At 27.7% G+C, this 2,587-nt stretch carries 2 protein-coding genes; both read left to right on the top strand.

Features of this window, described 5'->3' with window-relative positions; all coding sequences use genetic code 11:
• The coding region (asd, locus tag ACWYO2_RS05695; protein WP_455515515.1) for an aspartate-semialdehyde dehydrogenase at positions 1 to 935 on the top strand (935 nt) is incomplete at its 5' end.
• Between the two features lie 194 nt (positions 936 to 1,129).
• A complete protein-coding gene (locus ACWYO2_RS05690; protein WP_455515514.1) occupies positions 1,130 to 2,434 on the top strand; it encodes a thymidine phosphorylase in 1,305 nt (434 codons plus the stop codon).
• Positions 2,435 to 2,587: the final 153 nt, after the last annotated feature.

The raw sequence follows: 2,587 nt of genomic DNA, 5'->3' as shown, positions 1-2,587 counted from the left end.
GAGTTATAGAAGAAAGAAATATACAATTTGATAATTTATACCTATATGCCTCAGCTAGATCTGCAGGTAAAAAGATAGAATTTAAAGGGAAGGAATATTCTATTATAGAACTTAAAGAAGAGAATATATTAGATGATATTACTTATGCTCTATTTTCAGCAGGAGGTTCAATCTCAGAAGAATATGCTCCTAAGTTTGCTAAAAAAGGTGCTGTAGTAATAGATAATTCTAGTGCTTGGCGTATGGATAAAGATGTTCCTTTAATAGTTCCAGAAGCTAATCCAGAAGCTATAAGAGAAATAAAAAAAGGGATAATTGCTAATCCTAATTGTTCTACTATACAGTGTATGGAAGTTTTAAAATTACTTGATGATAAATATGGGTTAAAAAGAGTAGTTTATTCAACTTATCAATCTGTATCAGGAGCAGGAGTTAAAGGGTTAAATGATCTTGATAATGGATATAAAGGAGATGATTTAACTAAATTTCCATATCAAATAGAACATAATTTATTACCTCATATTGATGTATTTTTAGAAAATGGATATACAAAAGAGGAAATGAAAATGGTTAATGAAACAAGAAAAATATTATCAAAACCTGATTTAAAAATAACTGCAACTTGCGTGAGAGTTCCAGTAAGATATTCTCATTCTATTTCTATAAATGTTGAATTAGAAAATGATTTTAATTTAGATGATGTTAGAAATATGGTAAAAGAATCTAAAGGTTTGATATTAGAAGATGATGTTAAGAATAATATATATCCTATGCCAATAAATGCAGAGGGTAGAGATGAAGTATTTGTAGGAAGAATAAGAAGAGATGAATCAATAGATAAAGGTCTTAATTTATGGGTAGTAGCAGATAATATTAGAAAAGGTGCTGCAACAAATACTGTTCAAATAATGGAGTTGTTTATAAATAATAAATAAAGTAAAAATAAAATGAAAATGGGATTTGTTTAAAATCCTATTTTTCTTTAAATTTACTTTTAAATATAGTTGTGTATATGTTTGTTAATTTTTATTATACGATAAGAATATGTTAAAAAATAAAATAAAAATTTTGAAAAAACAAAAAAAAGTAGTATAATTTAATATAAACATGTTTAATGAAAGGAGTAGTTATGAGAATTGTAGATATAATACAAAATAAAAGAGATGGTATTGAACTTACCGATGAAGAAATTAAATTTCTTTTAACAGAGTATTATAATGCTAAAGTTCCTGATTATCAAATGGCTTCATTTTTAATGGCAACATATTTTAAAGATATGACAGATAAGGAACTTGTTACATTTACTATGACTATGCGTGATTCAGGAGATATTATTACTTTTCCAGAATTAGATAGATATCTTGTTGATAAGCATAGTACTGGGGGTGTAGGAGATAAAGTAACGGTAGTTCTTGCTCCAATACTTTCAGCTCTTGGTATGGCAACTGCCAAATTATCAGGTAAGGGCTTGGGACATACTGGAGGTACAATAGATAAATTTGAATCTATAGAAAACTTCCAATTCTCTAATACTAAAGAAGAGTTAGCTATAATTGCTAACAAAACAGGTGTAGGTTTAATGGGATATAGTGATAAAATAGTTCCATTAGATAAAAAAATATATGCTTTAAGAGATGTTACTGCAACAGTACCATCTATTCCACTTATAGCAAGTAGTATAATGAGTAAAAAATTGGCTATACAATCTGATGTTATTATACTTGATGTTAAAGTTGGTGACGGAGCATTTATGAAAACTTTAGATGATGCTAAAATGTTAGCAAAAAGAATGGTTGCAATAGGAGAGGGAGCTAACCGTAAAGTTAAGGTTGTAATTTCAAATATGGATGAACCTTTAGGGTATAATATAGGAAATGCTACTGAAATTATTGAAGGTATAGAAGCTCTAAAAGGAAATTGGTCTGAAGATCTTAAAGAAGTAGTGTATACTATTGCAAGTCTTGCACTTAAATCTAAAGGAGAAATTAAAAATATTAAAGAAGGTTATAAACTAATAGATGATGTAATTTCAAGTGGTAAAGCCCTTTCTTTATTTAAAGAGTTTATTAAAGAAAGTGGTGCAAATCCTGAAATAGTTAATAATTATACTTTACTTCCAACAGCTAAAAATAAATTAGATATTTTTGCTGAAAAATCAGGTTTTGTTCATAGAATAAAAACTGAAGAAATAGGAAAGGCAGCTATGGTTATAGGTGCAGGTCGTGAAACTAAGGAATCTATAATAGATCATGCTGTAGGTATAAAAATACTTAAAAAAGTTGGTGATAAGGTTGAAAAGGGTGACCTTATAGCTCAAATTTTCTACAATGATGATAAAAATGTAGAAACTTCAAAAAATATGTTATTAGATTCTTATGTGATTGATAATGTAGAAAACTCAAAAATGAATCCTATTTTAGATATAATAGAGTAGAATGGAGAAATAATGTATAATATTGCAAAATATATTGATCATACTATAGTAAAAGCAACAGCAAGTCAAAAAGATATAGAAAAATTATGTGCAGAAGCAATTGAACATAAGTTTTATAGTGTTTGTGTTAATGGTTGCTATGTGAAAGATGCT

Source organism: Pseudostreptobacillus sp. (assembly GCF_977040545.1).
The sequence above is the reverse complement of the archived record's forward strand: the minus strand, read 5'-3'. Positions and strand labels throughout refer to the sequence as shown.

Bases quoted from the DNA above. Each gene is read 5' to 3' on its own strand.
- ACWYO2_RS05690 (WP_455515514.1), top strand. From the start codon at position 1,130: ATGAGAATTGTAGATATAATACAAAATAAAAGAGATGGTATTGAACTT.